This window comes from Micromonospora sp. IBHARD003, from assembly GCF_056106285.1.
Genome location: NZ_JBWBBX010000001.1, coordinates 5247263 through 5269636 on the forward strand (window position 1 = coordinate 5247263; position 22374 = coordinate 5269636).

The window sequence follows — 22374 nt, forward strand, 5'->3', positions numbered from 1 at the left end:
TGGCTCTTTCGGGTGAACGGGACCGGTGGACCCCCGCCGGTCCCGTTCGGCATGCTGGGATCGGTGACGCACCAGCAGAGGAGACCGCCGTGAGCGCACTCACCGTCGAAACCGAGCCCGGTCAGGGCTGGGACGATCTCGTCCGTCTCTGGGATGAGACGGATGCACCCGAGGGCTGCAAGGTGGAGATCATCGAGGGGATCGTCACCGTGTCACCTACGCCCGCCAATAGCCACAACAGCGTCGCCGACTTGGTTCAGCGCCGCCTGTACGGGGTGATTCCTGGGGATTGGGGCATCTACCAGACTCTCGCCGTCGCCATCCCGTCCCGCCTGGGGATGTTCATCCCGGATCTGGTCGTGGCGCCCCGGTCCGCCCTCGGCGGGTCCGGGCACGATATCCCGGCAGCTGCGGCCGAGCTGGTCGTCGAGATCACCTCGAGGTCCAACGCGAATCACGACCGGGTCGAAAAGCTGCACGGCTGTGCGACGGCGGGAGTGCCGCTGTACCTGCTGCTCGACAGCTGGCATTCCGGTCGCCCCACCGCGACGCTCTACGGGGAGCCGAGGAACGGGATGTACCGCGTCCTCGACACGGTGAAGTACGGCGAGGACATCCACCTGCCCCAACCCTTCGACCTGACGATCGACACCAGCGCCTTCCCCGCCGACTGAGGGTGCCCGTCGCCCCTTCCGGCGATGAGTTGTCGCCCCCACACCGGTCAGATCCCATGTGGACAGCACTCGGCAGCCCCTCGTTCTCGAACTCACCGGCCGCATCACCCCGGCCGATGTGCCCCTGCTGTGCGCACGGCTGCGGGCCGGTGCCGAAACCCGGGACGGGCCGGGGGAGGTCGTCTGCGATGCCGCCCGGCTCGCCGTGGCCGACCTCGCCGCCGTCGACGCCGTCGCCCGGCTGCGGCTCACCGCTCGCCGCCTGGGCCGGGAGCTGAGGCTGCGCAACGCCGGGCCTGAGCTGCTGGGGCTGCTGGAACTGGTCGGCCTCGGTGAGGACGAGCCAGGCGTCGAGACCGCCCTCAGCCCTCCGCCTCCGCCTCCGCGCTGAGCCGCAGCGGCAGCCCGAACAGCGGGAACCAGCGCTTGGTGTCCAGGAAGAAGTCCATGCCGCCGACCTTGCCGTCCCTGACCTCCAGGACGATCAGCGACCAGGGCTCGTACCCCTCGCCGGACGCTATCGGGTGGTACTGCGCGAAGGCCGGGGAGCCGTTCGCCACGGTCGGCAGCAGCCGGGAGCCCCGGCAGACCTCGCCCACGCCCAGCATCCAGCCCACGATGTCGTCGTGGCCGCGCAGCCACAGGTCGTACGGCGGCATGGACATGGTCGCGTCCTCGTGCAGCAGCGCCGTCAGTGCCTTCATGTCGTATCCCTCGAAGGCGGCGACATAGCGCTCGAGGAGCCGCTGCTGCTCCTCGTCCAGCGAGTCGGCCGGGTCGGACTCCGCGGGACCGTGGTCGGCGAGGGTGGCGCGGGCGCGCTGGAGGGCGCTGTTGACCGAGGCGACGGAGGTGCCCAGCAGCTCGGCGACCTCGGCGGCCTTCCAGGCCAGCACCTCCCGCAAAATGAGCACGGCGCGCTGCTTGGGCGGCAGATGCTGCAGCGCCGCGACGAACGCGAGCCGGATCGACTCCCGCTCGACGGTCCTGTCGGCGGGGTCGGCCACCGAAGGCAGCACCCGCCCGTCCGGCACCGGCTCCAGCCAGGTGATCTCCGGACGGGCGTTGAGCTGGGCCTGGGCCACCGGCGTGGGGGCCGACAGGTCCATCGGGCGGGCCCGGCGGTTGCCCGCGTTCAGCATGTCCAGGCACACGTTCGTGGCGATCCGGTACAGCCACGAACGCAGAGACGATCTTCCCTCGAACTTCTCGAAGCTCTTCCAGGCGCGCACCATCGTGTCCTGGACGGCGTCCTCCGCTTCGAAGGCGGAGCCCAGCATGCGGTAGCAGTAGCCGGTCAGCTCCGTCCGGTGCCGCTCCAGCCGGGATTCAAGGTCCTGCGTCGTCGCCGGATCAGTCATCGGGTCCACCCTCTGTCGCCGTCCGTACCGGCCCATGCCGGCCTCTCCACCAGCTCTTCGGACGCTACAGGAGGGGACTGACAACGGGCTCAGGTCCCGGGCTTGCGCCCGTAGACGTAGACGTCGTCCCCGTTCTTCAGCAGGTTCCAGTACGCCTTCGCGTCCGCCGGTCGCATATTGACGCAGCCGCCGGAACCCGGAGGGTTGTACATGCTCTTGGTGACCGAGTGGAAGGCCTGCCCGCCGTCGAAGAACTGCGAGTACGGCATCCACACCTTGTAGATCGTCGACCAGTGCTTGATGCTGCGGTAGTAGACCTTCTTCGCACCGGTGCGGGTCTCCGCGCCGTCCCGCCCGGTCCGCACCGGCACCGGCCCGTACTTCAGCCGTGCCCCGTCCTGGATCCAGCTGAGCTGCCGGGTGAGGTCGACACAGGCGATCCGGCCCTTGTTCGTCGGGCACTTGCCCGCCTTGTTGGGGGTCCGGCCCGCCGCCCGCTGCGCCAGCATCGTGTTCATCGTGCGCCAGGTGAGCGGGCCCGCGTAGCCGATCGTCGGCGTGATGCCGTGCGCCCGCTGGAAGTTCTGGATCGCCTTGCAGTCGGCGGCCGACTGCCGTCCGTCGACGGGGCGGCCCAGGAACCTCTCGACCCGCGTCTGGTACGGCCCCGTCGACGTGGTGCACGACGCCGCCTGGGCCGGTGCGGCGCCGATCGTGAGGGTCAGGGGCACCAGCATTCCGCTGATGCCGAGGGCCACGAGGCCCCGTCTCCGCATGGTCCTTACATGTTCCACGGTCACCAACTCCCCAGTACGCGCAGTGCGCTTGCTCTGACCTATGGACGCGTACGGGGGAGCTGCGGTTGTAGGAAACGTGCGTGGATTTCCGCGAACCGGCCGCCGCCGGCGACTGCCGCCCCAGGGGCCTCAGGAGCCCCTGGGGCGGCAGTCGCGGGGCTCGGCGCGTACCCGCGTGGTCGTTCAGCCGTGTGCGGAGGGGCGGTTCAGTGGCGTGCCGCCGCGGTGGCGAGCGCCGGCCGCGGCCGCTGCTGCTGCTGTGCCGCGCGGGCCGCGTACGACCCGTACAGCGTGATCGACACGACGCCGAGGACGGCGAGCAGCCCCAGCAGGACCGTGCCGGCCCAGCCGCCGGAGTGGAAGGCGATCGCTCCGAGCGTGCCGCCCGCGCTGCTGCCCAGGTAGTACGCCGACTGGTACAGCGCGGACGCCTGCGCACGGCCGGTCTTGGCGGTGCGGCTCACCGAGGACGAGGCGACCGCGTGGCCCGCGAAGAAGCCGGCGGTGATCAGGACCAGGCCGGTGAGCACGGCGGCCAGCGAGTCCGCGAGCGAGAGCAGCAGTCCCGCCGTCGTCGTACCGACCGCGAGGTAGAGCGCACCTCGCCGGCCCATCCGGCCGACCAGCCCTCCGGCGGCGGCCGAGGAGACCGTACCGACCAGGTACACCAGGAAGACGGAGCCGATGACACCCTGGGAGAGGCCGAAGGGCTCACCGACCAGCCGGTAGCCGATCACCGTGTAGACCGCGCCGAAGACGGTCATGAACAGGGCGCCGATTCCGTAGAGCCGCATCAGCAGCGGGTCGGACAGATGCCCGCGGACGGTGCCCGCCAGCGCACGCGGACTCAGCGAGCCGGCGGTGAAGTGCCGCGCCCGCGGCAGCATCAGCCGGAAGACGCACGCGCACACCAGGGCCATCACACCGACCGCTGCGAGCGCCGCGCGCCAGCCCCACAGCTGCGCGACCCAGCCGGTGACGATCCGTCCGCTCATGCCGCCGATGCTGTTGCCCGCCACGAACAGGCCGATCGCCGCGACCAGTGCCTTCGGCCGCACCTCCTCGGCGAGATAAGCCATCGCCGAGGCGGGCAGACCGGCGAGTGCCGCACCCTGCACCGCTCGCAGTGCCACGAGCCACTCGAGGTTCGGTGCGAGCGGCACCAGCAGACCGACCGCCACCGCGACCACCAGCGACACCGTCATCAGCCGCACCCGGCCGAAGCGCTCGGACAGCGCACTCAGCGGAAGGACGCACAGGGCCAGTGCCGCGGTGGACGCCGACACCGTCCAGCTGGCCGCGCTCGCGGTGACCCCGAAGTCCGCGGAGATGGCGGGGAGAAGGGCCTGGGTGGAATAGAGGAGGGCGAAGGCCGCGACACCCACGGCGAAGAGCGCGAAGCTCATGCGGCGGTAGCCGGGCGCACCCGGGGCGAGCTGACGGGACGACGAGGTGAGGGCACCCACGGCTGTGGGTGCCCCGGTACTGGCGGAAGGCATACCCCGAAGGTAGGCGTCCGCTTTTGATGCGTCCAATGCATGGAACGGCTTTAATCGTTCCCATGGTGCATGACTACAGCTCACGGCCTCGGGTGTCACCGAACAGTTACGAAGAAGACATGCGGTTGCTGCTCGCTCCGCGTCTCGCGTACTTCGCGGGAGTCGCCCGCCACGAGCATGTGACCAGGGCCGCACAGGAACTCGCCGTCCCCCAGTCCACCCTGTCGCGGGCCATGGTCCGGCTCGAAGAGGACCTCGGTGTCGCGCTGTTCGCCCGCAAGGGCCGCACGGTCTCGCTGACCCCGGCGGGCCGCGCCTTCCTCACCGCCGTCGAACGCGCCCTGGCCGAGGTCGAGCGGGCTGCCGAGTCGGTACGCGCCGACGCGGACCCGTCCGCCGGCAAGATCGCCTTCGGCTTTCTGCACACCATGGGCACCGAGACCGTCCCCGAACTCATCCGGGCCTTCCGCGTCGACCACCCGCGCGTCCGCTTCACGCTCGTCCAGAACTACGGCGAGGCGATGATCGAGCGGCTGCGCGCGGGTGACCTGGACCTGTGTCTCACCTCCCCGGTGCCGGACGCGCCCGACCTGGTGGCGCGGCGCCTCGACGAGCAGCGGCTGCGGCTCGTCGTCCCCGACGACCACCGGCTCGCCACGCGCAAGCGCATCCGGCTCGCGGAGGCGGCGGACGACACCTTCGTGACCCTGGAGCCGGGTTACGGACTGCGCCGCATCACCGACGCCCTCTGCGCAGAGGCGGGCTTCACGCCCCGTGTCGCCTTCGAGGGGGAGGAGGCGGAGACCCTGCGCGGACTGGTCGCCGCAGGACTCGGGGTGGCCCTGCTGCCGCCCCCGCCCGTCCCCCGTCCGGGCATCGTCGAGCTGACGGTGACGGCTCCGCGCGCGGTACGCGAGATCGGAGTCGCCTGGCTGGACGGTCATCCGGACACGCCCCCGGTGGCGGCGTTCAAGAAGTTCCTGCTGTCGCGCAGGGGCAATCTGCTGCCGGACTGAGCGGCCGCGTGAGCCTGTGCATGCCGTTCGCGGCCTTGCCGGGGCTGAGTCCCGGGGTCCCGGGGTCCCGGATTCGCTCACCCCGCGCCGAGAGTGGCCTGGATCGCGGGCGCGAGGCCGTTCTCGATCTCCTCCGGGGTCAGCGCGGTGACCGCCGGCAGGCGCAGCAGATAGCGGGACAGGCCGAGACCGAGCAGCTGCGCCGACACCAGACCCGCGCGGGTCGCGGCCCGCTCCGGTCCGATGACGGCCGCGAGAGCCGGGGCGACCTGGGCGGCGAAGATCCGGTGCATGCGCTCCGCGGCGTGCTCGTTGGTCACCGCCGAGCGCAGCAGGACGAGCAGGGCGTCGTCGGCCGGATCGCCCTCCCAGCGGGCCAGGAAGTGGCGCACCATCACGCGTGCCAGATCGGGGGCCGCGACACCGGTGAGGTCGGGAAGGCGCAGATCGATGTCCAGCGCGGCGTCGAAGAGCCCGGCCTTGCTGCCGTAGTAGCGCATCACCATCGACGGGTCGATACCGGCGTCGGCGGCGACGGCGCGGATCGTGGTGCGTTCGTATCCGTGCGCGGCGAACTGTCTGCGCGCCGCGTCGAGGATCGCCGCCCTCGTGTGGTCGGAGCGCCGCGCCGGGGGCGTGTCCGCCGTCTGTCGTGTCATGCCAACAAATGTAGGCCAACGGCTGTTGACTTTCCAGTGCGGGTGGGCGCACCATGCCAACAAGCGATGGCCAACACGCGTTGGCATTCGACGACCGGACAGGATGCGGAGCCCCGCCATGACCACCAGCGCACTTCCCACCCGTACCGAGGTCGCCATCGTCGGCGCCGGCCCCACCGGCCTCGCGCTGGCCGTGACCCTCGCTCGTGCGGGCATCGACTTCGTCCTCCTGGACAAGCAGGCGGAAGGAGCGAACACCTCCCGCGCCGCCGTCGTCCACGCCCGCACCCTGGAGGTCCTGGACGAGCTCGGCGCCTCGTCCGAACTGATCGCCCGCGGAGTGAAGCTGACCAGGTTCGCCGTCCGCGACGGCGCGCGCCGTCTGCTCACCGTCCCCTTCGACGGGCTGCCCACCCCGCACCCGTACACGCTGATGGTCCCCCAGTACGAGACCGAGGCCGTGCTGCTCGACCGGCTGCGCGAGCTGGGCGGCGAGGTGCACCGGCCCTGCGAGGTCGCCTCGGTGACCCAGGACGACGACGGTGCGGAGCTCGTCATGAGCAACGGCGAGAAGCTGCGCGCGAGCTACGCCGTGGGCGCCGACGGCATGCACAGCGTCGTCCGGGAGTCGGCGGGCATCGGCTTCACCGGAAGCAGCTACGACGAGTCCTTCGTCCTCGCGGACGTCGTGATGGACTGGGCCCCGGGTCCCGCCGAGACCTCCCTGACCTTCAGTGCGACCGGCCTCCTCGTGGTCGCGCCGCTGCCCGGCGGCCGCTACCGCGTCGTCGCCACCGCCGACGACGCGCCGGTCACCCCCGATGCCGCCTGCGTCCAGCGCCTGATGGATCAACGCGCTCCCGGCCAGGCCCGGATCGACACACTGGTGTGGTCCTCACGCTTCCGTGTGCACCACCGGGTCGCCGACCGCTACCGCAACGGCCACCTGCTGCTCGCCGGGGACGCGGCCCATGTGCACAGCCCCGCAGGCGGCCAGGGCATGAACACCGGTATCCAGGACGGGTACGCCCTCGGAACGGCCTTCGCCACCGGACGGCTCGACGGCTACGAGGCGCAGCGCCGGCCGGTCGCCGAGCGCGTCGTCGCCTTCACCCACCGCATGACCCGTGTCGCCACCGTGCGCGGTGCCGTCGCGCGCACCGTGCGCAATACGGCCCTCCTACTGCTCGGCCGCTTCACCGGTCTGCCCAGGAGGCTCGCCACCGAGCTCGCCGAACTCGACTACCGGTGAGCCCCCTTACCGCGTCCCACGGGGTCCGGGGGCGGGCCACCTGCAGCGATGCGACGGGAAGCCGCCCGTATACGGTGCGGTCCGTCCCGGCTCCCGGAAGGATCCGGGAGCCACCCCGTCAGCGCCGGTGCCGAAGCGACCGTCCGAAGCCCGCCGCCAGCGGCATCCTCAGACCCAGCGGCGGCGGCGCCGCCAGGGCGTCCGCCACCGGGCGGGCGAACGCCCGCGAGAAGAGCGCGCCGAGAACGAAGTCCGCGGCCAGGGCCTGGACTTCCTCCTTGTACTGGCGCAGGGCATGGCCGTCCGAGTGCACCTCGAAGCGGCAGGTGTCCCGGTTGGCTTTCTTGGCCCGCTCGGCCAGCCGGTAGGAGAGCTCGGGATCGATACGGGCGTCATTGGTGCCGTGAACGATGAGGACCTGGCGGCCCGTGAGCTGCTTCACCGGTTCGGGGCGCGCCGCGACATCGTCTTCCGGCAGCCAAGGGGCAAGAGCCAGCACGGAGTTGACGGCGGCGTGCCCGGCGGCATGCAGCGCGGCCCGGCCGCCCATGCCATGACCGGCGAGACAGACCGGGACGTCCCCGTACCGCCGTACCACCTCGTCCGCCGCCCAGACCGCGTCCTGTGCGAGCCGCGCGTCCGGGCCGTTCCAGCCGCGGCCGCGGTAGCGCACGACATGTGCCACCAGACCGTCCTGCTGTCCCGCCCGTGCCAGTGAGCGGGCCAGCGGCAGCGCGGACGCGTGCGACACCGTCGAAGGGCCGCGCGCCGACTCCGGCTCCCCGTCGGGCAGCAGGAGCACCACCCCGCTCACGGCGCCATCCGGCGCGGCCGGCCCCGGCGCCACTCCCCGGACCGGCCGGCCCAGCCTCGCGGCCGCCGCCCCGCTTCCTTGTGCCGCGTTCGCCCCCGGACGGGCCCGCGCCGCTCCGGCCCTGTCGGCCGAACGCCCCCACCAGCGGGGCAGTGCGTGGTGTGCCATGACAGAACAGTCTCAGAAGTACACGTGTACTCCACCCGGCCGCACGGTCACTGTTACGTATCGACGCGTGATTCGTGTAGCGGCCCTCTACGCGCGTAGGGATTACAGTGCGGAAATGAAGAGCCAGACCACGCACGTGTCCTCCCGGGGGACGGCCCCCGGGCCCGAGGGGCCCACCGCGGACCAGATCCGCCGTGCCCCGAAGGTGCTCCTCCACGACCACCTCGACGGTGGACTGCGCCCCGGCACGATCATCGAGCTCGCCCGTGACGCGGGCTACGCGTCGCTGCCGGAGACCGAACCCGACAAGCTCGGCATCTGGTTCCACGAAGCCGCCGATTCCGGCTCGTTGGAGCGCTATCTGGAAACCTTCGCCCACACCTGCGCCGTGATGCAGACCCGCGAGGCACTCAAACGCGTCGCCATCGAGTGCGCCGAGGACCTCGCCGAGGACGGGGTCGTCTACGCCGAGGTGCGCTACGCACCCGAGCAGCACCTCGAAGCGGGACTGACCCTCGAAGAGGTCGTCGAAGCCGTGAACGAGGGCTTCCGCGAAGGCGAACGCCGTGCCCGCGCGAACGGCCACCGCATCCGCGTCGGCGCCCTCCTCACCGCCATGCGGCACGCGGCCCGCGCCTTGGAGATCGCCGAACTCGCCAACCGCTACCGGGATTCGGGCGTCGTCGGCTTCGACATCGCCGGCGCCGAGGCGGGCTTCCCGCCCACCCGCCACCTCGACGCCTTCGAGTACCTCAAGCGCGAGAACAACCACTTCACCATCCACGCCGGCGAGGCCTTCGGGCTGCCGTCGATCTGGCAGGCGCTCCAGTGGTGCGGCGCCGACCGGCTGGGCCACGGCGTACGGATCATCGACGACATCGAGGTCGCCGACGACGGCACGGTCACGCTCGGCCGTCTCGCCGCCTACGTACGCGACAAGCGCATCCCGCTGGAGCTGTGCCCGACGTCCAATCTGCAGACCGGCGCGGCGGCTTCGTACCAGGAACACCCGATCGGACTGCTGAGGCGGCTGCACTTCCGTACGACCGTCAACACCGACAACCGGCTGATGAGCAACACCAGCATGAGCCGTGAGTTCGAGCTCCTGACCAAGACGTTCGGCTACACGCTCGACGACATGCAGTGGTTCACCGTCAATGCGATGAAGTCCGCGTTCATCCCCTTCGACGAACGCCTCGCGATGATCAGCGACGTCATCAAACCCGGCTATGCGGAGCTGAAGTCGGAATGGCTGTTCCGGCAGACCGCCACGGCGAGTGAGAGCGCGCGCGACGAGAGCTGAGCGGGGGCCGGGGGAGGGCGGCGGCACGGCGCCGGCCCTTCCCAGCCCGGCCCTTCCCAGCCCGGCCGGATCTTGACCCCGGCCGGATCGTGAACCCGCCCCGGACGCGTGACAGTTCCGCGAACCGCTCCTGCCGGACAGCATGATGCGAAGGAAGCGCCGTGCCGCGGCGGAACCCGCCGAGGGGCGCGGTGGTGGTCGGCCGCTGTGCGGGCGTGCCGGGGGAAACCGGTCGGGGAAAATCGGGAACTCGGCGGCCCGGCCCGACAGGTAAGAGGCGACCGCATCAACGCGGACCGGCTCCTGTTCCCCTCTGCCGCTTCAGATCAACGCCATCCCTCACCGGCACGGGTGCTGCGCCGTGTCCGGAAAGGAAGGCACGCTTTGAAGCACACGAGACGGGCGACGGCTGCCGCCGTCGCCTTCGTCACGACTGCCTTGCTCATCGGTACGGCCGGTTTCGTTCCGGCACCCGCGCTGGCCGGAACCGGGCTCGCGTCCGGTGCCGCGTCCAACGCCCCCGGGAAGACGGTCACCCTCGTCACAGGCGACAGGGTGACCCTCGACTCTGCCGGACGGGTCGTCGGTGTGAAGGCCGCCAAGGGCCGGGAAGGCATGGGATTCCGCATTTCCCAGGCTGCCGACGGTCATACGCACGTCGTGCCGCAGGACGCGGGGCGGCTGATCGCGGACGGCACCGCCGACCGGCGGTTGTTCGACGTGACGCGGCTGGCGAGCCAGGGCTACGACGACGCTTCGCGGTCCGATCTGCGGCTCATCGTCACCTACGCCAAGGGGCGTTCCGTTGCGGCACGTGCGCTGTCGGACTCCGGTGCCCGGGTCACCCGGGACCTGCCCAGTGTCAACGGTGACGCTCTGCGGGCCCCCAAGTCCGAGGCGGCGACGCTGTGGCGGACCCTCACCGGCAACGGTGCGGCCTCGCGCTCGTCGGCGGCCACCACATCGCCGAAGGCCGAGAGGATCTGGCTGGACGGCAAGGTCAAGGCGAACCTGGATCGCAGTACCGCCCAGATAGGCGCACCGGGTGCCTGGGCTGCGGGCTACGACGGCAAGGGGATCACCGTCGCGGTGCTGGACACCGGGGTGGACGCCACGCACCCGGACCTGAAGGACCGCATCGGCACCACGAAGAACTTCTCCGCCTCCGCGGACACGGTGGACCGCGTGGGCCACGGCACGCACGTGGCCTCGACCGTCGCGGGCTCGGGGGCCCGGTCGGGCGGGAAGTACAAGGGCGTCGCGCCAGGGTCCCGCCTCATCGTCGGCAAGGTGCTCGACGACTCCGGTTTCGGCAACGACTCCGACATCATCGCAGGTATGCAGTGGGCGGTCGCCCAGGGCGCGAAGGTGGTCAACCTCAGTCTCGGCACTGATGACACCCCGGAGACCGACCCGCTCGAGCAGGCCGTGAACGAGTTGTCGGCGGACTCCGGCGCTCTCTTCGTGGTCTCCGCGGGCAACAGCGGTCCCGGCGCGGCCACCATGGGTTCCCCGGGCAGTGCCGCCGCCGCGCTCACCGTGGGCGCGGTGGACCGGACGGACGCCATCGCGGAGTTCTCCAGCCGGGGGCCCGCCGCCGACGGCTCCTTCAAGCCTGACCTCACCGCACCCGGTGTGGACATCGTCGCCGCGAAGGCCGACGGCTACGTCGCGATGAGCGGTACGTCGATGGCCAGCCCGCATGTGGCGGGCGCCGCCGCGATCCTGGCCCAGCAGCACCCGGACTGGACCGGTGAGCGGCTCAAGGCCGCGCTCACCGGTTCCGCCGTGCCGACCGCCGGTCTGTCCGCGTTCGCGCAGGGTACGGGCCGCACCGACATCACGCGGGCCACGAAGCAGCGGGTGACGAGCAGCCCCGCGCTGGGCTTCGGCACCGTCCAGTGGCCGCACGCCGACGACAAGCCGGTCGCCAAGGAGATCACCTACCGCAACGACGGTGAAGGGCCGGTCACCCTCGACCTGACCGCGAAGGCGGCCGGTGAGGACGGCAAGCCGGCCGCCGAGGGCATGTTCGACGTCTCGCCGAAGCGGCTCACTGTCCCCGCGGGCGGCACCGCGACCGCCGCTGTGACCGCCGACACCCGCGCCGGCACGGTAGACGGCCCGTTCAGTGGCTCCGTTACCGCGACGGGCGGGGACACCACCGTGCGCACCGCCATCGGTGTGGTCCGTGAGCAGGAGTCGTACAACCTCACGGTCAGGCACCTGGACCTGTCCGGCAAGCCCACCGGCGATTCCGAGACGGGCGTGTTCGCCCTGGACGGCCACCTCTCGCGGAGCTACTCCGACCCCGCGGACGGAGAGTTCACGGTCCGCCTCGCCAAGGGCCGCTACTCCCTCGAAGGCCGGGTCTCCACCGGAGCCGGCGGCCTCGCCGAAGGGAAGCTGGCCGTGCTGCTGCATCCGAAGTTCACGCTGACCAAGGACACCACCGTGGTCATGGACGCCCGGCAGGCGAAGCCGGTCCGGATCACCGTGCCCGACAGCGCGGCGAAGAACACCGAAGCCGCGTTGAACTACGGCGTCGACATCGACGGAGCGGGCCACACGACCACGTACATCCTGCGCAGCTTCGAGGACCTGCGCGTCGGACAGCTCGGGGCCCGGCTGCCGGCACGCGAGGCGTTCGCACAGTACAACGGGACGTGGAAGCACGGTGATGTGAACTACCGTCCGGCCTGGAACCGTACCGGCGCCCTCTCCGGGTTCACCGTGAACCTGAAGCGCAAGGACTTCGCCAAGCTGGGAATCACCATCGGCGCACCGGCCGCGGGCAAGACCGGCAGCCTCAGCGCCGCACCGCTCACACCCAAGAACGCCTGGTTCGATTTCTCCCAGGACGAGTACACCCTGCCGCGCACCGTCACCGACTACGTGCTGCCGGGCGTCAAGTGGTGGTACGTCGTGCACCAGTTCGGCGCTCCGGACGCGAACGGCGAGCCGGTGTGGGAGGGCCGCCAGACGGTCAACGAGGCCAGGTCCTACACAGCGGGCAAGGAGTACGCGCAGCCTTTCAATGTCGGCGTATTCGGTCCGCACCTCTACAGCGCGGGTGAGGAGGCATCGGGCGCGATCCGCCGCGGCGACACCTTCGCCGCCAGTGTGCCGCTGTTCTCCGACGGCGCCGGCCATGCGGGCATCTCGGGATACACCAAGGCCACGAGTGCCCTGTACGCCGACGGCAAGAGGGTGTTCACCTCGGACACGCCCCTGACGGGCGATTCGTACACCCTCCCCGCCGAGAAGCACACCTACCGGCTCACCACCGACGTCTCCCGTCCGGCCTCCCTTTCCGCCGTGAGCACCCGGGTGACCGCCGAGTGGACCTTCTCCTCCGCGCATGTGGAGGGAGACACCCAGAAGTGGCTGCCGTTGTCCGCGGTCCGCTTCACTCCCAAACTGGGGACGGCCAGTACGGCCAAGGCGGGTACGTCCTTCGCGGTCCCGTTCACGGTCGAGGGCGCGGCCACCGCACGCACAGCCCGCAAGCTGGCGTTCGACGTGTCCTACGACAACGGCAGGACCTGGACGGCGGCCAAGGTCGTCGACCGCAGCCGCCTCGAACTGCGCCACCCCGCCCGCCCCGGCACCGTCTCGCTGCGCGCAGCGCTCACCGACGCCGCCGGCAACTCGGTGAAGCAGACGATCTACAGCGCCTACCGCACCACCAAGTAGGCACGCACCACCACCTAGTGCTGTGGCCGGATAGGTTTGCCGGGAAGCTCGCGGCGTCCGGTGCGGTGGATCGCAAGGCGGTGGGGGTACCCCCGGCCGGAGGCTGGGGGAGGTCGCCCTTGTACTGGATGTACTCGGGTGACTCGACAACGCAGCGAGGCGCCGTGCAGGGCGCCTCGAGCCGGTGAACCTATCCGGTCACGGCACTAGGCACCCTGTTCTGTGGGCAAGCCCCGGTCCGCCGGCCGGGGCTTGCCCGCTGTGTGGGTCTTCCGGCAGTGACCAGAGCGGCCAGGCCGGCCCGCACATGGACCCGGCGGTCCTCGCCGGCGGTCCGGCTCCGTTCCGCCGGGTAGCGCGGGGCAGCCCTCAGGGAGCGATCCCGATCCGGCGCATCGCCGGGGCCGTCCCCTGCGAGGTGTCCTCCCGCAGCAGGGCGCCGCGCCCCTGGCGCTCGTCACCGGAGCCGGCGGAGCGGCCGGCCCGGCATCTGCGCCGCAGCCGGGCACGGCCCGCGGGCACGACGATCAGATGGGCCAGCGCCACACCCGCCGTGTTCAGCAGCAGCGAGTCCACATCGACGACCTGCCCCGGCACGCCGGTCTGCAGCAGCTCGATGCCCAGCGACAGCAGCGCGCCCGCCGCGACCGTACGGGTCATCGAAGCCCAGGGCGACACGGTGAGCCGCCCGCCCGCCATCGGCAGCAGTATCCCGAGCGGGGCGAGCAGCAGCAGCCCCTCGCCGATCCGGCGGGCCGCCTCCACCGGACCCAGCGCCAGATCCGCCTTGATGCCCGCGAACGGCTCCAGATTCGCCGCCGTCACCCACATCACGTCGAGGGGGCGAAGCGTCAGCCATCCCACGAGTGCCAGATGCGCGAGGAGGAGGACGCCCCCCGCCACGCGGAAGTGGATGGCGGCACTGCCGCCCGAACCTTGACGCTGCACGACCCCCAAGACGACACGATCGGCAGGATCGGTTCCGCCGCGTGACGGATCGCTCAGAAACCGCTCCCGGGGGTGGCCGGACCCGCCGTCGACAGCACCGATTCGGGCCGCTCCTTCACCGCATCCGTACAGCGGTAGCCGCGCGGGGCGTAGTCCCCGGGACCGCCCAGGACGACCGTCCCGCCGGAGGTCGCCACCGCACTGCCGGCGAGGGTGCACACGATCTGCGCCAGGGCGGTCGGCGGCAGGTCCTCCGGCTGCCGGCTCAGCCGCAGAGTGCCCTCGGGGTCGTCGTCCCGGCCCGGACTTACGGTCAGCGGAGCGCGGACGTTCGTGGTGAACCCGGCCTCCCGCTCGTCGGCCGACGGCTCCTCCTCCAGCTCGTGGAGCAGGATCGATGCGGCGGCCACCCGGCCTTCGCCGGGCTTCTCCGGGACCGGGACCGTCCGGTCCACGGCTCCCAGCGCGGACGCGCACACCAGGAACACCCGCACCGTGAGCACTCCGGGCTGTGTCTGCGTGGTCGCCTCCTTCTCCGGGGGCGTGCAGGACATCCGTGACGGCGCGGCCCCGGCGTCCACGGGCACGGAGGTGGTCCTGATACCGCAGCCGGCGACGGTGCCCGCGAGCACGGCGGCCACCGCCACGGCGCCTGCGGCACGCCGTGCCCGCCCTGTTCCTCCGGTCACCGCGCGTCGCCCGCCTCTCCACGGTCGCCGTCCTGGTCCTGGCTCCTGCCGCTCCGGCCGTCCTCGGCGATGTCCGAGGCGTCGCGCGGCAGCCGCAGCACGAACACCGCACCGCCGTCGCCGTCCGTCGAGTTGGCCGCCGTGATGCCGCCCCCGTGGATCAGCGCGTTCTCCATCGCGATCGACAGCCCGAGGCCGCTGCCCTCCGAACGCGGCCGGGAGGCACTGGCCTTGTAGAAGCGGTCGAAGACATGGGGCAGCACGTCCTCCGGGATACCGGGACCGTGATCCCGTACCTCGATGACCAGCTCGTCCATGCCCGTCTCGTCGGTCTCGGTCCGCACCGCCACCCGTACGGGCGAACCGCCGTGCTTGAGGGCGTTGCCGATCAGGTTGGCGAGGATGACGTCGAGACGGCGCGGGTCCAGACGGGCCATGATGCCGCGCTCCGCGTCGAGTTCGACCGCGTCCAGCCAGGCGCGGGCGTCGATGCAGGCGGTGACCTGGTCGGCCACGTCGACGTTGTCGAGGACGAGGCGCGCCGTACCCGCGTCAAAGCGGGTCACCTCCATCAGGTTCTCCACCAGGACGTTGAGGCGCCTCGTCTCGCTCACCACCAGCGCCACAGCCGGCGCGATCATGGGGTCGAGGCTCTCCTCCTCGTCCTCCAGGACCTCGGTCACGGCGGTCAGTGCGGTCAGCGGGGTGCGCAGCTCGTGTGACATGTCGGCGACGAAGCGGCGGCTGGACTCCTCCCGCGCGCTCATGTCCGCGACCTTCTTCTCCAGCGACTCCGCCGCACGGTTGAAGGTCCTCGACAACTCGGCCAGTTCGTCCGTGCCGGAGACATGCAGCCGGGTGTCCAGCTTGCCCTCGCCGAGCTGCCGGGCAGCCTCGCCCAGACGCCGTACCGGCCGGAGCACCGTCGTCGCCGCCGCCTGCGCGATCAGCGCCGAGCCGACCAGCGCGAGCGCCGTGGCGATGCCCAGGGACCAGGCGAGCGAGTTCAGATCCGCCCGCTCCTGCTCCAGCGACTTGAACATGTAGCCCGTAGGCCCGCCGCCGATGATCCGCGTGCCGCCCACCAGATACGGGGTGTTGCCGCGCTGGGTGCGCAGCCAGTACAGGTGGTACGGGTAGGTGTTGCCCGCCGTGACCGGCTGCTGCTCGTTCACCGCGTCCCGCAGCGACTGCGGCACGTCGTCGAGCGTGAACACATCCGGGTCGGACGCCCCGGTGATCGGCTTGCCCGCCTCCCGCTCACCGAGCAGCACCACGCTGTACCCGGCGTTGCCGGACGCCATCTGCTCGGCGGTGGTCTGCAGCTCGTTCTGCGTCGGCCGGACGGGCAGGGATGCGACCCGGTTCTGCATCTCCTGCCGGAAGTCGCCGAGAGCCGCGTCCTGGGTGCGGGTCAGGACGGCCTCGCGGTTGAGCCAGTAGGCGATCCCGGACGCCGATACGGCGGCCGTCAGCGCGACCAGGCCGAAGACGACGACGAGCCGCAGGCGCAGGCTGGTCCAGCGGAGTCCCGCGAGCACGGCTCTCTTCGCGGCACCCTTCTTCTCGGCTTGCGTCACCGGGCCGTCCCGCTCTTTGCCGGAGCCGGAGCCGGAGCCGCGGCGGGAGCCGGAGCCGGCGCCCGGTGGCGAGAGGTGGCCGCGTATGCGTCCCGTACGTCGGTCACTGGGGGACGTCCAGCCGGTAGCCGACGCCCCGGACGGTGCGGATCAGTGTCGGCGAGGACGGCACGTCCTCCACCTTCGCCCGCAGACGCTGCACACACGCGTCCACCAGACGCGAGTCGCCCAGGTAGTCGTGCTCCCAGACGAGACGCAGCAACTGCTGGCGCGACAGCGCCTGGCCCGGCCGGCGGCTCAGCTCGAGCAGCAGCCGCAGCTCCGTGGGCGTCAGCTGCAGATCCTCGCCGTTCTTGGTGACGGTCATCGCGGAGCGGTCGATCACCAGTGAGCCGAACGTCGCCGAGTCCGTGGACTCGCGCTCCCCGCGCCGCAGCACGGCGCGGATCCGGGCGTCCAGCACCCGGCCCTGCACCGGCTTGACCACGTAGTCGTCGGCGCCGGACTCCAGCCCGACCACGACGTCGATGTCGTCGCTGCGGGCGGTCAGCAGGATGATCGGCAGCTGGTCGGTGCGCCTGATGCGCCGGCACACCTCGAAGCCGTCGATGCCGGGCAGCATCACATCCAGCACGATCAGGTCCGGCCGCTGCTCACGCAGCAGTTTCAGGCCGTCCTCTCCCGTCGCCGCGGTGGCCACACGGTGGCCCTGGCGTGACAGCGAGAGTTCGAGGGCCGTGCGGATGGCGTCGTCGTCCTCGATCAGCAACAGGAAAGGCACGGAGGTCATTCTGGCCCATGGGGGTGGCCGAGTTCGACCGTTGGGGGCCGGGCACCTGCTTCGTGACGCGGACCCGGCCCCTGTGACAGCTCTGTGACAGTCGGCGGACACCGGCGTGAAGGTGCCCGGGCAAGCTTTTTCGCACACGGCCGGAAGACGGCCTGAAGCAGACTCCAACCGACGGGGGGCGCGAGATGAACGCACTGCACAGCACCACCTCAAGCGCAGTTGTCACGCGCCTGCACGACGTCGTGAGGAGCACGGAGAAGTCCGGCGTCGTGAACGGGCGGGGGTGCGTTCGCGGCGCCGGGCGCCAGCACAGGACTTCGGTGGCGTCCACGGCCTATATGACGGTCGTGGACGGCGGAGCCGAAGGTGCGGGCGCCGACGGAGGAATTGCGTACGGGGAGGTCAACGGGGAGCGGAGCCCGTCGGGCGCCGGGAACGCCGAGGCGGCGTTCACCGCGTACGTCCAGGAGCGCCGCGCCTCCCTGTACGCGACCGCCTACCACCTGACCGGTGACCGGTACGAGGCCGAGGACCTGCTGCAGAGCGCACTGTTCTCGACGTACCGGGCCTGGGACCGGATCAGCGACAAGGCCGCGGTCGGCGGATATCTGCGCCGGACCATGACCAATCTGCACATCAGCGCGTGGCGCCGCCGCAAGCTGAACGAGTACCCGACCGAGGAGCTCCCGGAGACGGTGGGCGAGACGGACGCGATGCGCGGCACCGAGCTGCGGGCGGTGCTCTGGCAGGCGCTGGCGCGGCTGCCCGAGCTGCAGCGCACCATGCTGGTGCTCCGCTACTACGAGGGCCGCACCGATCCCGAGATCGCGGACATCCTCGACATCAGTGTCGGCACGGTGAAGTCCAGCATCTGGCGGTCGCTCCGCCGGCTGCGCGAGGACGAGGCCCTCAGCCTCGGCCGTGACGAGGAAGAGTCCTTCGGCGAGCTGGTCGCCTGAAGGCAGCACGGGGGAAACGGGGACCCACGGGGGAAACGCGGGTCAACCGGGAAACCAGGGACCCACGGGGGAACGGGGGACCAACGGGGACACGGGGGAAGCACGGGGGAGCCGAGGGGATCACGGGGGATCCCCTCGGTCCAGCGGGGGAGAGGCACGGGACCGGCCGGGACGCATATGTCCCTGCCGGTCCTTCGTGTTCGGATGTGCCGGCACAAGTGCCGGTGCCGCTCCGCCCGTTCGACTGCGGCGTCTCCGTGTCCGTCTGCGACTTCTCTTTCCCTGTCTTGGCCTTCGTCGTCGTCTTCGTCGTCTTCGTTCTCGTTACGCCGCTTCCGGCGCCGGCCTGCGGCAGCGCCCCGCCGCCGCGGCGGCCAGCCGGCCGAGTGCCTCTTCCCTGCCGCAGGGGTGTGCGCCGAGAGCGCACTGGCGGGCGACGATGTTCCGCTCCGCGCGCATCAGACGCCAGCCACGCCGCACCAGGAAGGGGACGGACTTGCGGCCCTCGCGCAGATCGCGCAGCAGTCGGCGGCGGAAGGTGGTCGAGGGGCGTCCGCGCAGACACAGCGCGTCGGCGAGCAGACCGAGTTCCTGGCAGTGGCGCACGATGTCCGCGGCGAAGACGCCCTCCGCGACGAACAGCGGTGTGCGCTCGATGGCGAGCGTCTCCCAGCCGGTCCGGGAGCTGGTGGCGATGTCGTAGACGGGAACCGTCGTCCGCCCGGTGCGGCACAGCTCCTCGATCGCGCGTACCGCCGCGTCCGCGTCCCAGGACGCCGGGGAGTCCCAGTCGATGTCCGTGCTGCCCATGACCAGCGGCAGCGTGGGGTCGTCCCCTTCCTTGTAGAAGTCGTCGAGCCGCAGCGCCGGAAGACCGGAACGCGCGGCGAGGGAGGACTTTCCGGAGCCGGAGGGGCCGGCGAGCAGCACGACACGCGTGGGAAGAGGTTGGGAACTCACGGAACACCAGTGTGAGGCATTGACTCCCGTGGGGGATCCCCCCGGGGTCGAGTTGGTATCGAGCATCACAAAAGAACTACGCTGTGTGGTCGTTCCGTCACTCCAGCAGGCAGGATTCTCATGGCACGACTCACAATGCTCAGGGCCGCCGGCCTCACCGTCACCGCACTGGGCGCGGCGCTCGGCGGCGCCGGCACGGCCGAGGCGGCGCAGCTGGGCGACGTCGAACCGGCCGCAGCCGTAGGGACTCTGACCGGGACGACCGGGGACGTGGGCAACCCCGTCGAGCACATCCCGCTCAACCCGCTCGCGAACACGCCCGTCGATCCGCTGAACAACGGCGTCGCCACCCAGGTCGCCGACTTCAAGACCGTCGACACCCGCAGGGCCACCGGCTCGCTGGACAAGGTGTCGGACCTCCCGGTCGCGGGTCCGCTGCTGGGCGGTCTCACGCCGCGCTAGGGGGTTTCTGATGGGTCTCCGTGGAGGAAGGAGCGGCGTTCGGTGCGTGCTCTCGGAGTGCCGGCTGGAAGCCCTCGTACGGGACGTACTTGGACTTTCGGCCGGTGCGGCGAGAGTGCGTGCCGGGCGTCGCGACGCCGCGGAGATCCGTCAGAAGCCCCCTAGGGCCGGCCGCCTGCGCAGGTGCGGCCGGCCGGACGGGATCCGGCGACGGGGGAGTTGGCAGCCTCTGCCGCGCTGCACCAGGCGTGCGAGAGCCGCGCCCCCTCAGGACGAGGGGGCGCGGCTCTCCGGCTCCGCGGGTCGGGTCAGGGGCCTTCGTACGGATCTTGCCGGGCTCGCATGCCCTGGCCCCGCTCACTGACCCGGCTTGATCCAAACGAAAGACCCTAGTACGAGGAGCCCGACGCGCCCAGCGAGCCCGTGGGGTGCCACACCGTCTTCGTCTCCAGGAACGCGGTCATCCGTCGCGTACCCGGGTCGGCCGACCAGTCCTCGGCGCCCGGCCGGAGCACCCGCTTGAGGTTGTCGGCCGCGGCGACCTCCAGCTCCTTCGCCAACCGCTCGTCCGCGCCGGTCAGATCGATCGCGTTGACGTCCTGGTGGGCGGCGAGCGGGGCGGCGAGCTCGGACGTACGGCCGGAGAGGACGTTGACCACGCCGCCGGGCAGGTCGGAGGTGGCCAGCACCTCGCCGAGGGACAGCGCGGGCAGCGGTGCCTTCTCGGCGGCGATCACCACGGCCGTGTTGCCGGTCGCGATCGCCGGGGCGATCACCGACACCAGGCCCAGGAACGACGACTCCTGGGGGGCCAGCACCGTGACCACACCGGTCGGCTCGGGCGTGGACAGATTGAAGAACGGACCCGCGACCGGGTTCGCCCCGCCCACGATCTGGCCGATCTTGTCGGTCCAGCCCGCGTACCAGACCCAGCGGTCGATCGCCGCGTCCACCGCCGCGCCCGCCTTGGACTTCGACAGGCCCTCGGCGTCGGCCACCTCGCGCACGAACTGGTCCCGGCGGCCCTCCAGCATCTCGGCGATGCGGTAGAGGATCTGGCCGCGGTTGTACGCGGTGGCACCCGACCAGGCACCGAACGCCTTGCGCGCCGCGACGACCGCGTCACGGGCGTCCTTACGGGACGACAGGGGCGCGTTGGCCAGCCAGTTGCCCTTCGAGTCGGTCACCTCGTACACCCGTCCGCTCTCGCTGCGGGGGAACTTGCCCCCGACGAACAGCTTGTAGGTCTTGAAGACACTCAGGCGCGAAACATCAACAGAGCTCATGTGCGCTCCCCCTTCGGGGTCGACGGGGCGAGGTAGGCCTCCAGACCGTGACGGCCGCCCTCACGGCCGAAGCCCGACTCCTTGTAGCCGCCGAACGGCGAGGTCGGGTCGAACTTGTTGAAGGTGTTGGCCCAGACCACACCGGCGCGGAGCTTGTTCGCCACCGCGAGGATGCGGGAGCCCTTCTCCGTCCAGATGCCGGCCGACAGGCCGTACTGGCTGTTGTTGGCCTTGGCGACGGCCTCGTCCGGGGTGCGGAAGGTCAGCACGGACAGCACCGGGCCGAAGATCTCGTCACGGGCGATGGTGTGCGCCTGGGTGACGTTCGTGAAGAGCGTCGGGGCGAACCAGTAGCCGGACGAGGGCAGTTCGCACGGGGCGGTCCAGCGCTCGGCGCCCTCCGCCTCGCCGGTCGCCGCGAGCGCGGTGATCCGGGCGAGCTGCTCGGCGGAGTTGATCGCGCCGATGTCGGTGTTCTTGTCCAGCGGGTCACCGAGGCGCAGCGTGGACAGCCGGCGCTTGAGCGACTCCAGCAGTTCGTCCTGGACCGACTCCTGGACCAGCAGCCGCGAGCCCGCGCAGCAGACCTGGCCCTGGTTGAAGAAGATGCCGCCGACGATGCCCTCGACGGCCTGGTCGATGGGGGCGTCGTCGAAGACGATGTTGGCGCCCTTGCCGCCGAGCTCCAGGGTGACCTTCTTGTCCGTGCCGGCCACCGAGCGGGCGATGGCCTTGCCGACCGAGGTGGAGCCGGTGAACGCGACCTTGTCGACGCCCGGGTGCCCGACGAGCGCCTCGCCCGCGTCACCGTAGCCGGGAAGGATGTTGACGACACCCTTCGGCAGTCCGGCCTGGCGGCAGATGTCCGCGAAGAACAGCGCGGAGAGGGGGGTCGTCTCGGCGGGCTTCAGCACCACCGTGTTGCCGGTGGCGAGCGCCGGGGCGATCTTCCAGGCCAGCATCAGCAGCGGGAAGTTCCACGGGATGACCTGGCCCGCGACACCGAGCGGCCGCGGATTCGGGCCGTAGCCCGCGTGGTCGAGCTTGTCGGCCCAGCCCGCGTAGTAGAAGAAGTGCGCCGCGACCAGGGGCAGGTCCGCGTCGCGGGTCTCCCTGATCGGCTTTCCGTTGTCGAGGGTCTCCAGGACGGCGAGCTCGCGCGAGCGCTCCTGGATGATCCGCGCGATGCGGAAGAGGTACTTGGCGCGCTCCGAGCCCGGCAGCGCCGACCACTTCTCGAACGCCTTGCGGGCGGCCTTCACCGCACGGTCGACGTCCTCGGTGCCCGCCTGGGCGACCTCGGAGAGGACCTCCTCGGTGGACGGGGAGACCGTCTTGAAGACCTTGCCGTCGGCGGCATCGGTGAACTCGCCGTCGATGAACAGGCCGTACGAGGGCGCGATGTCGACGATCGACCGCGACTCGGGAGCCGGTGCGTATTCAAAGGACATGGTCATCTCG

General features: G+C 71.1%; 20 protein-coding genes. 8 read left to right on the plus strand and 12 right to left on the minus strand.

The annotated features are described in order from the left end of the window. The first annotated feature begins 89 nt into the window (after positions 1-89). Both ACTWOL_RS23380 and ACTWOL_RS23385 read left to right on the plus strand, forming a co-directional pair. Positions 90-674, plus strand: a complete 585-nt coding sequence (locus ACTWOL_RS23380) for a Uma2 family endonuclease (protein WP_474298710.1) — start codon at positions 90-92, stop codon at positions 672-674. Between the two features lie 58 nt (positions 675-732). Further along, entirely contained in the window at positions 733-1065 is a 333-nt protein-coding gene (locus ACTWOL_RS23385; protein WP_474298711.1) for an STAS domain-containing protein, read from the plus strand. On the opposite strand, the gene ACTWOL_RS23390 is transcribed toward ACTWOL_RS23385, so the two are convergent. From ACTWOL_RS23390 to ACTWOL_RS23400, 3 genes are all read right to left on the minus strand, one after another. Further along, entirely contained in the window at positions 1037-2035 is a 999-nt protein-coding gene (locus ACTWOL_RS23390; protein WP_474298712.1) for a sigma-70 family RNA polymerase sigma factor, read from the minus strand. The genes ACTWOL_RS23385 and ACTWOL_RS23390 overlap by 29 nt on opposite strands. Positions 2036-2124: 89 nt before the next feature. Beyond that, positions 2125-2829 (minus strand): L,D-transpeptidase family protein, encoded by a 705-nt coding sequence (locus ACTWOL_RS23395; protein WP_474298713.1) that lies wholly within the window; start codon positions 2827-2829, stop codon positions 2125-2127. 209 nt (positions 2830-3038) lie between these two features. Further along, positions 3039-4331, minus strand: coding sequence for an MFS transporter (locus tag ACTWOL_RS23400; protein WP_474298714.1), 1293 nt, complete (start codon positions 4329-4331; stop codon positions 3039-3041). Positions 4332-4450: 119 nt separating this feature from the next. Between ACTWOL_RS23400 and ACTWOL_RS23405 the strand changes: the two genes are divergently transcribed. Next, positions 4451-5347 carry a LysR family transcriptional regulator gene (locus ACTWOL_RS23405; protein WP_474298715.1) on the plus strand — a complete coding sequence of 299 codons (897 nt, stop codon included), beginning with the start codon at positions 4451-4453 and terminating at the stop codon, positions 5345-5347. 77 nt (positions 5348-5424) lie between these two features. On the opposite strand, the gene ACTWOL_RS23410 is transcribed toward ACTWOL_RS23405, so the two are convergent. Further along, a complete protein-coding gene (locus tag ACTWOL_RS23410) occupies positions 5425-6006 on the minus strand; it encodes a TetR/AcrR family transcriptional regulator (protein WP_474298716.1) in 582 nt (193 codons plus the stop codon). A 118-nt stretch (positions 6007-6124) separates the two neighbouring features. Here ACTWOL_RS23410 and ACTWOL_RS23415 point away from each other — a divergent pair, with 118 nt between their 5' ends. Further along, a complete protein-coding gene (locus tag ACTWOL_RS23415) occupies positions 6125-7258 on the plus strand; it encodes an FAD-dependent oxidoreductase (protein ID WP_474298717.1) in 1134 nt (377 codons plus the stop codon). A gap of 118 nt (positions 7259-7376) precedes the next feature. Here ACTWOL_RS23415 and ACTWOL_RS23420 read toward each other — a convergent pair whose 3' ends face one another. Continuing rightward, positions 7377-8240 carry an alpha/beta hydrolase gene (locus ACTWOL_RS23420; protein ID WP_474298718.1) on the minus strand — a complete coding sequence of 288 codons (864 nt, stop codon included), beginning with the start codon at positions 8238-8240 and terminating at the stop codon, positions 7377-7379. A gap of 115 nt (positions 8241-8355) precedes the next feature. Here ACTWOL_RS23420 and ACTWOL_RS23425 point away from each other — a divergent pair, with 115 nt between their 5' ends. Both ACTWOL_RS23425 and ACTWOL_RS23430 read left to right on the plus strand, forming a co-directional pair. Continuing rightward, positions 8356-9543: an adenosine deaminase gene (locus tag ACTWOL_RS23425; protein WP_474298719.1), complete on the plus strand. Its 1188-nt coding sequence runs from the start codon at positions 8356-8358 to the stop codon at positions 9541-9543. Between the two features lie 384 nt (positions 9544-9927). Then, complete coding sequence (locus ACTWOL_RS23430) at positions 9928-13239, plus strand: S8 family peptidase (protein WP_474298720.1); 3312 nt, start codon at positions 9928-9930, stop codon at positions 13237-13239. 369 nt (positions 13240-13608) lie between these two features. Here the strand turns inward: ACTWOL_RS23430 and ACTWOL_RS23435 are convergent, their stop codons facing one another. The 4 genes from ACTWOL_RS23435 to afsQ1 form a co-directional block, all read right to left on the minus strand. Continuing rightward, positions 13609-14187, minus strand: coding sequence for a VanZ family protein (locus ACTWOL_RS23435; RefSeq protein ID WP_474301243.1), 579 nt, complete (start codon positions 14185-14187; stop codon positions 13609-13611). A 53-nt stretch (positions 14188-14240) separates the two neighbouring features. Further along, complete coding sequence (locus ACTWOL_RS23440; RefSeq protein ID WP_474298721.1) at positions 14241-14876, minus strand: hypothetical protein; 636 nt, start codon at positions 14874-14876, stop codon at positions 14241-14243. After that, positions 14873-16456: an ATP-binding protein gene (locus ACTWOL_RS23445; RefSeq protein ID WP_474298722.1), complete on the minus strand. Its 1584-nt coding sequence runs from the start codon at positions 16454-16456 to the stop codon at positions 14873-14875. The genes ACTWOL_RS23440 and ACTWOL_RS23445 overlap by 4 nt, the downstream gene beginning before the upstream one ends. Positions 16457-16559: 103 nt before the next feature. Continuing rightward, the gene (gene afsQ1 / locus ACTWOL_RS23450; RefSeq protein ID WP_175257369.1) at positions 16560-17237 is read right to left on the minus strand and encodes a two-component system response regulator AfsQ1; all 678 of its coding nucleotides are present in this window, start codon (positions 17235-17237) and stop codon (positions 16560-16562) included. A gap of 329 nt (positions 17238-17566) precedes the next feature. On the opposite strand from afsQ1, the gene ACTWOL_RS23455 reads away from it, so the two are divergent. Then, on the plus strand, positions 17567-18205 hold the full coding sequence (locus ACTWOL_RS23455) for a SigE family RNA polymerase sigma factor (protein WP_474298723.1): 639 nt from the start codon (positions 17567-17569) through the stop codon (positions 18203-18205). A gap of 324 nt (positions 18206-18529) precedes the next feature. Here the strand turns inward: ACTWOL_RS23455 and ACTWOL_RS23460 are convergent, their stop codons facing one another. Next, positions 18530-19165 carry a uridine kinase family protein gene (locus ACTWOL_RS23460; RefSeq protein WP_474298724.1) on the minus strand — a complete coding sequence of 212 codons (636 nt, stop codon included), beginning with the start codon at positions 19163-19165 and terminating at the stop codon, positions 18530-18532. A gap of 120 nt (positions 19166-19285) precedes the next feature. Here ACTWOL_RS23460 and ACTWOL_RS23465 point away from each other — a divergent pair, with 120 nt between their 5' ends. After that, positions 19286-19627 (plus strand): hypothetical protein, encoded by a 342-nt coding sequence (locus tag ACTWOL_RS23465; protein WP_474298725.1) that lies wholly within the window; start codon positions 19286-19288, stop codon positions 19625-19627. Positions 19628-20016: 389 nt separating this feature from the next. Here the strand turns inward: ACTWOL_RS23465 and ACTWOL_RS23470 are convergent, their stop codons facing one another. Continuing rightward, positions 20017-20913, minus strand: a complete 897-nt coding sequence (locus tag ACTWOL_RS23470; RefSeq protein WP_474298726.1) for an aldehyde dehydrogenase family protein — start codon at positions 20911-20913, stop codon at positions 20017-20019. Then, positions 20910-22370 carry an aldehyde dehydrogenase family protein gene (locus tag ACTWOL_RS23475; RefSeq protein ID WP_474298727.1) on the minus strand — a complete coding sequence of 487 codons (1461 nt, stop codon included), beginning with the start codon at positions 22368-22370 and terminating at the stop codon, positions 20910-20912. Before ACTWOL_RS23475 ends, ACTWOL_RS23470 begins: the two co-directional genes overlap by 4 nt. Positions 22371-22374 lie beyond the last annotated feature (4 nt).

Excerpts from the sequence above, each read along its gene's own strand:
- ACTWOL_RS23405 (WP_474298715.1), top strand. The coding sequence starts at position 4,451 with ATGCGGTTGCTGCTCGCTCCGCGTCTCGCGTACTTCGCGGGAGTCGCC.
- ACTWOL_RS23425 (WP_474298719.1), top strand. The coding sequence starts at position 8,356 with ATGAAGAGCCAGACCACGCACGTGTCCTCCCGGGGGACGGCCCCCGGG.
- ACTWOL_RS23475 (WP_474298727.1), bottom strand. The coding sequence starts at position 22,370 with ATGACCATGTCCTTTGAATACGCACCGGCTCCCGAGTCGCGGTCGATC.
- ACTWOL_RS23420 (WP_474298718.1), bottom strand. The coding sequence starts at position 8,240 with ATGGCACACCACGCACTGCCCCGCTGGTGGGGGCGTTCGGCCGACAGG.
- ACTWOL_RS23415 (WP_474298717.1), top strand. The coding sequence starts at position 6,125 with ATGACCACCAGCGCACTTCCCACCCGTACCGAGGTCGCCATCGTCGGC.
- ACTWOL_RS23400 (WP_474298714.1), bottom strand. The coding sequence starts at position 4,331 with ATGCCTTCCGCCAGTACCGGGGCACCCACAGCCGTGGGTGCCCTCACC.
- ACTWOL_RS23465 (WP_474298725.1), top strand. The coding sequence starts at position 19,286 with ATGGCACGACTCACAATGCTCAGGGCCGCCGGCCTCACCGTCACCGCA.
- ACTWOL_RS23390 (WP_474298712.1), bottom strand. The coding sequence starts at position 2,035 with ATGACTGATCCGGCGACGACGCAGGACCTTGAATCCCGGCTGGAGCGG.
- ACTWOL_RS23470 (WP_474298726.1), bottom strand. The coding sequence starts at position 20,913 with ATGAGCTCTGTTGATGTTTCGCGCCTGAGTGTCTTCAAGACCTACAAG.
- ACTWOL_RS23410 (WP_474298716.1), bottom strand. The coding sequence starts at position 6,006 with ATGACACGACAGACGGCGGACACGCCCCCGGCGCGGCGCTCCGACCAC.